The 6,573-nt window shown below is 72.7% G+C and carries 5 protein-coding genes; 3 read left to right on the forward strand and 2 right to left on the reverse strand.

The window, feature by feature from the left end; all coding sequences use genetic code 11:
* Window positions 1–6: 6 nt before the first annotated feature.
* Window positions 7–1,254, reverse strand: coding sequence for an XdhC family protein (locus ACZ6KY_RS37165; protein ID WP_469314680.1), 1,248 nt, complete (start codon window positions 1,252–1,254; stop codon window positions 7–9).
* 111 nt (window positions 1,255–1,365) lie between these two features.
* Between ACZ6KY_RS37165 and ACZ6KY_RS37170 the strand changes: the two genes are divergently transcribed.
* Both ACZ6KY_RS37170 and ACZ6KY_RS37175 read left to right on the forward strand, forming a co-directional pair.
* Window positions 1,366–1,581 (forward strand): hypothetical protein, encoded by a 216-nt coding sequence (locus tag ACZ6KY_RS37170; RefSeq protein WP_469314681.1) that lies wholly within the window; start codon window positions 1,366–1,368, stop codon window positions 1,579–1,581.
* Between the two features lie 252 nt (window positions 1,582–1,833).
* Window positions 1,834–3,702, forward strand: coding sequence for an endoglycosylceramidase (locus tag ACZ6KY_RS37175; RefSeq protein WP_469314682.1), 1,869 nt, complete (start codon window positions 1,834–1,836; stop codon window positions 3,700–3,702).
* Between the two features lie 222 nt (window positions 3,703–3,924).
* Here ACZ6KY_RS37175 and ACZ6KY_RS37180 read toward each other — a convergent pair whose 3' ends face one another.
* A complete protein-coding gene (locus tag ACZ6KY_RS37180) occupies window positions 3,925–5,184 on the reverse strand; it encodes a glycosyltransferase (protein WP_469314701.1) in 1,260 nt (419 codons plus the stop codon).
* Between the two features lie 219 nt (window positions 5,185–5,403).
* Between ACZ6KY_RS37180 and ACZ6KY_RS37185 the strand changes: the two genes are divergently transcribed.
* A complete protein-coding gene (locus ACZ6KY_RS37185; RefSeq protein WP_469314683.1) occupies window positions 5,404–6,396 on the forward strand; it encodes a polyprenyl synthetase family protein in 993 nt (330 codons plus the stop codon).
* The last annotated feature ends 177 nt before the right edge of the window (window positions 6,397–6,573 follow it).

Here is a 6,573-nt window from a genome sequence, read left to right on the forward strand (position 1 = left end):
CCCCGACTACCGGGACGCGGGGCGGCGCGGGTGGATCGCCCCGCCCCTCGCCGTCAGGGGCAGCCCGCTGCCGCCCCAGCGCAGCGCCACGATCTCCGCGGCGACGGACACGGCCACCTCCTCCGGTGTACGGGCCCCGAGGTCGAGGCCGACGGGGGAGCGCAGCCGGGACAGCTCGCGCTCCGAGACGCCGGACGCGAGCAGCCGCTCGACGCGGTCGTCGTGGGTACGACGGCTGCCCATCGCCCCGATGTACGCGGCCGGGCGGCGCAGCGCCTCCTCCAGCAGGGGCACGTCGAACTTGGGGTCATGGGTCAGGACGCAGATCACCGTGCGCGCGTCGGTCGTCGTGCCGCGCAGATAGCGGTGCGGCCAGTCCACGACGACCTCCACGCCCGCCGGGAACCGCCTCGGCGTGGCGAAGACCGGGCGGGCGTCGCACACCGTGACCCGGTACCCGAGGAAGGCGCCGATCCGGGCCACGGCGGCCGCGTAGTCGATCGCGCCGAAGACCAGCATGCGCGGCGGCGGCGCGAAGGAGTGCAGGAAGACGGTGACGGCGTCCTCGCGGCGTTCGCCGTGCGGTCCGTAGTGCCGTCGCCCCGTGGCGCCCTGGGCCAGCTCACCGCGCGCGTCGGCGGTGACGGCGACGTCCAGACCCCCCGAGCCGAGCGAACCGGACACCCCGCCGTGCGGACCTCGATCCTCGTCCGGGCCGGTCGAGCCAAGGGCACGGGACGCGGCGCCGTGCGGCCCTGCCTCCTCGTCCGGGTCGGTCGAGCCAGGGGAACGGGACACCGTGCCGTCCGGATCCCGGTCCTCGTCCGGCCACACGGCGAGTGTGGCTCCGCGCGGGGCGGGGCCGTCGATCACCGTCGCCACGGTCACCGGGCGGCCCGCGGACACCGACTCGGCCACCGCGCCGAAGGCCGGATCGTCGGCGGGCGACACCCGTCGGACCAGCAGCGTGATCTCACCGCCGCAGGTGAGCCCCACGGCGAAGGCGTCCTCGTCGCTGTACCCGAACGTCTCCAGGCGCGCCTCGCCCGAGGCGATCACCTCCTGGGCCAGTTCGAAGACCGCCCCCTCCACACAGCCGCCGGACACACTGCCCACGACCTCGTCACCCGGACCGACCGCCATGGCCGCGCCCGGGTCGCGGGGCGCGCTGCGGCCGACCGCCACCACCGTGGCCAGTCCGAAGGGCGTTCCGGCCGCGTACCACTCGTACAGCGCGGGGAGGATGTCACGCACCGTCCGCTCCTCTCGCCGCCGGCCGGGCCTGCCTCAAGGATCAGGTCGCTCAAGGATCAGGATCCGGTCACCTTCAAGGATCCGCTTCGCGGCCTGACCCCGCTGGTGCTGATGGACGCGCCGCGCGCGGCCGGCAGCCAGGTGTACGAGCCGATGCACCACTTCCGTCCGGAGGCCCCGACGGACACACTCGCCGCCGTGCTGCCCGTGCTGCCCGTGCCGGCCAGGCAGCGCGCCGTACCGCGGACCACCGGACGCACGGATCCTCGTCTGTGGTGGAGGGTGTCCTCCCGGTGGTGCGGGCGCATGAACTGGAGCACCAGCTAACGGGGTTGACGCGGGGCGAGGGCGAGCTGGAATGCGCCTTCGCCCCCTACGCGCCCGTGGCGCACGGCGCGATCCCGGACCGATCCGAACCCGCTGGACCGCAAGGAGTACCTGTCGAATCTGACGCGCCGGGTCGGCGGGCGAGCCGACCGCCGTGCCCACGGCGCCGCGCGAAGAGGCGGGTGGAACAAGAAACTTACTCATGAGTCAGGGGTGTTGACGCCTCCCGGTGCGGGCGGGACTGTTGTGAACATGTCGAAGTTACGTGCGCGTCTGATCGGCGTCCTCGTACTCCTCACCGGTTTCCTCACGGCGGCGGGCGCCCGGCCCGCCGCCGCGGACGGACTCCCCGACTCCCTCTGGTTCGACCAGCCGGCCGCCGCCACCCTCACGGTCACGAACGGCCGCTTCACCGACGGCCTCGGCCGTGAGGTCGTGCTGCGCGGCTACAACGTCTCCGGCGAGACCAAGCTGGAGGAGAACACCGGACTGCCCTTCGCCTCGGTCGCCGACGCGACGAAGTCCGCGACGGCGCTGCGCGCCCTCGGAGGCGGCAACTCCGTGCGCTTCCTGCTCTCCTGGGCGCACGCCGAACCCGCCCGCGGCCAGGTGGACAGCGCCTATCTCGCCGCGGCCACCGACCAGATGCGCGCCTTCCTCGACGCGGGAATCCGTGTCTTCCCCGACTTCCACCAGGACCTCTACTCCCGCTACCTCTTCAACACGGGCAGCTGGTACTCCGGCGACGGCGCCCCCAAGTGGGCGGTGACCGCGGGCGGTTACCCGCAGGAGTCCTGTGGCATCTGCCTCTTCTGGGGCCAGAACATCACCCAGAACAGTGCCGTCCAGGCGGCGCAGTACGACTTCTGGCACAACTCCTACGGGCTCCAGGACGCCTTCCTCACCACGGCCCAGGCCACCATGACGTACGTCCGACAGCACCTCGGCACCGCCGAGTTCGCGGGCGTCGCCGGCTTCGACCCGTTCAACGAGCCCTACGCGGGCACCTACGACTCGGGCCAGACCAGCCGTACCTGGGAACGCGACCTGCTCTGGCCGTTCTACGGGAAGTTCCGGGCCCGTATGGACGCGGCCGGCTGGCAGGACAAGCCCGCCTTCGTGGAACCGAACCTCTTCTGGAACTCCAACATCAGCTCCCAGAAACAGGAGGGCGGACTGCTCGACGCGGGCACCCTCGGCCCGCGCTATGTGTTCAACACCCACTTCTACGACCAGAAGGCCATCTCGGGCATCCTCATGTGGGGCAAGGCGGGAGACGGCCAGTACGCCACCGACTTCGGCACGGTCCGGGACCGGGCCTCGGCCGCCGGGACGACCGCCGTCGTCAGCGAGTTCGGCCACCCGCTCTCCGGCACGGTCTCGGACAAGGCGCCGACCGTCGACAAGGCGATGTACCAGGCCCTCGACTCCCGCCTCCCGGGCTCCAGCTGGTGGACCGGGACGGCCTCGTCGGGACCGGTGCTGTCGGGTACCCAATGGCAGTGGGACATCTACAGCGGCCGTCACCACGAGCTGATGAACGACAACCCCGACAAGGTCCTGACCTCGGGCGACGCCTGGAACGACGAGGACCTCTCCGCCGTACGCCTCGACGACTCGGGCACGGCCGTACTGCGCCAGGACGCCCGGCTCCTGGACCGCCTGTACCCCAGCGCCACCGCTGGCTCCACCCTCGCCTTCACCTATGAGGACCGCTCCCGCGACGGCTCCACCACGCTGACCTGGAACCCGGTGCCCTCGACCCTCCCGCAGGTCTCCCAGTTGGTGGGCGCGGGGCAGTACGGGCTGCTCGTCTGGCGCTCCGACGGCGGCACCGCTCCGACGGAACTCCACCTGCCGGCCTCCTTCCCGGCCTCGGCCACGACGGTGGTGTCCGACCTCGGAGCGCTCGTCTCCCCGCCCGCCTACACCACGACCACACCCATCGCCGTGGCTCCCGAACCGGGCGGCACCGGAAGCCACCGTCTCCTGCTCACCGCGTCCGGCTCGGGAACCGTGCACTACGCGCTGGTCACGAACGGGGCGAGCGCCCCGTCCTCCGCCCTGCTGAACGGGGCCCGCACCGAACTGGCCGCCTGGGCCGCCGCGCGATTCGGCTGAGCACCGGTCAACGCACCGGTCGACTACCGGACGGACACGAGAAGGTCGCCGAGGGGGCGGGACTGTCGACGCGCCAGTTCTACGAGGCGTTCCGCGGCCCATGAGCCCATGAGCGGCGGTGGTCACGGGCTCGCGGGCAGAGGCGGCCGTGGGCCCGCGGGCGTAGGTGGCCGCGGGGCGGCGGGCGGCGCCGCACACGAGCCGGCGAGAGGTGCGCCCTCGTCAGCTTTCGCGTCGCCCGGGCTTGCCGAGTCGTTCGAGCCGGTCGAGCGCCTTCGCGACCGGCGCCACCCCGTCCTCGGTGCTAAGGCGTTCCGCCAGGTCCCGTGCGTGCCGCCGGTACGAGGGTTCGGTGGTCGCCCGGACCAGCGCGGGTGCCAGCCGTTCGGCGCGCAGTCCCCGCAGTGACAGGGCGCCGGGTGAGACGCCGAGCGCGACGAGCCGGGTGGCCCAGAACCCCTCGTCGAACTGGATCGGCACGGGTACCGCGGGAACTCCGGCCCGCAGCCCCGCCGCCGTCGTACCGGCTCCGGCGTGATGCACCACCGCGGCCATGCGCGGGAACAGGACGGAGTGCGGCACCTCGCCGACCGTGAACATGTCGTCGCCGGTGGCGCGCAGTTCACCCCATCCCCGCTGGATCACCCCGCGCAGCCCGGCGGCCCGCAGGGCGCGCACCACCTCGGTGCTCAGCCGCTCGGGATCGGGGACGGTGGCGCTGCCGAGGCCCACGAAGACCGGAGCGGGGCCCGCGTCCAGGAAGTCCCGCAGCGCGGAGGGGAGCCGGGCGTCCTCGCCGTCGTAGGGCCACCAGTACCCGGACACGTCGAGCCCGCGCCGCCAGTCCCGCGGCCGGCGTACGACCAGGGGGCTGAACCCGTGGTGCACCGGCCACGCCTGCCGCTCGCGGGCGCGGTGGGCCGCGACGGAGCCGACGGGCGGCAGGCCGAGCCGCCTGCGCAGGGTCCGCACGGTCTCGGCGAAGACCCGCTCGACGGCCAGGTTCACCGCGTACCCGGCCGCCCGGTTCACGGTGGGCCCCCATGAGCGGACACCGGCCACCGGAGGGGCGAACTCCCTTGTGGGTGCCAGTGGTTGGAGGTGCACTCCCATGCTGGGCAGGGCCAGCCCCTCCGCTACGGCGTACCCGAGCGGCCCCAGCGAACCGGACAGCAGGAGTACGTCGCTGGAGCGGGCGGCCGCGATCATGTCGTCGCTCAGCCGCCCGACGAGCGACCGGGCCATCCCGACGAGCCGGAAGATCTTGCCGGTGCCCGTGGTGCTCCGGTGCAGCCGCTGCCCACGCTCGGACTCCAGTTCGGCCCGCGGGTCGACGGGCAGCGCGTGGAACCCCACCCCCGAGCCCGACGCCAGGTCCGCGAAGCACCCGTGCGTCACCAGGGTCACCTCGTGCCCCGCCCGCACCAGACCGTGCCCGAGTCCGGTGAACGGCGCCACGTCGCCCCGTGAACCCGCGGTCATGATCGCTACTCGCACGAGGGTCAGTATGGCGGGGTTCAGGGCCGGAGGCCCGCCGCTTCAGCGGAGGGGAATCCGCCGCTTCACCGGAGGGAAAAGAAGGGGACCGCAAGGAGCAGGCCATGGCGCAATGTTGCTCTGGCTCGTCATCATGGCGAATGATCGAATCGGTGCTCGATTAATTCGGTGGTGGGGGTGGGCTGCGTGCGGGCGAAGTCGTACATGGATCTGCATCGGGAGATGTCCGCGGACATCGAGGCGGAGCGGAAATCCGCACTCGACCTGCTGGGACCGCCGGCCGCCTCGGTCCGGGCGGCGGTCGCCGAACTCCTGGAACACCGGACGTTCACCTACCCCCTGTCCGTGCTGCCGATGCTCGTCCACGCGGCGGAGACGGGGGAGCCCGGACCGGCTGTTCCGCTGGCGATCGTCCATGAACTGTGGTGGACCTCGGCCTGTTACCTCGACGACCTCGCCGACGGCCAGGCGGTCCTCGCCGCTGGTGGTCTGGGCGAGAGCCAGGCGCTGCTCGCGACGGTCATCAGCGGAATTCCGCTTCCCCTGCTCGTCGTTCAGTCGCCGAGCATCCCCGAGGCGGCGCGCGGCCCGCTGTCGGCCGAGATCGTGAGGTGCTGGATCACCGCGACCGAGGGGCAGTTGAGGGACCTTCGCGCGGACGTGGGCGCCGCCTCGCGCGACGCCGTGGTCGCCGCGTACCTCGGGAAGTCCGGCGCGCCGTTCAGCATGGTCACCGCCATGGCCGCGCGACTGGCGGGCCGTACGGACGAAAGAGTGGAACTCTGGCGGGAGTTCGGAAATGTCTTCGGCGTCCTGTGGCAGCTGTTCAACGATCAGCAGGACATCCTGACCGGCCGCAACGAAGACCTCGCGAACGGCACGGTGACCTATCTGCTGGCGTGTGCCGTGGAGAACGCCGGCCCCGATTCCGCGGGCCGCGTCCTGGAACTGCACGCCGCCGCACGCCGCTCGCCCGACGCGGGCGCGGCGCTCACCGCCATCCTTCTCGCACCGGACGTGCTGCGTCGGTACGAGCGGGACATCAGTGTCTTCCGTGACCGGGCTCAGCGCATCCTGTACGAACTCGGCGGCGACGCGGCCTACTTGTCCGTCCTCCACGACCTCGTGGACCGGGCCTCCCCGATCCTTCTCCAGGCGGCGGAACCCGTCGCCGGGGCGGTTCCGGCCGAGCGCTGAGGGAGAGCCGGCCGTCCTCGTGGCGGGCCTTCGCCTGCCCGGGGCACAAGGGGGGGGGGGGGGGGGGGGGGGGGGGGGGGGGGTGGGGGGGGGGGGGGGGGAGAGGGGGGGGGAGGGGGGGGGGGGGGGGGGGAAGGCGGCGGTCCATAGGGTCACGCCGCTCGTCCATGCCGTCAC

This window comes from Streptomyces sp. NPDC042002 (assembly GCF_055588305.1).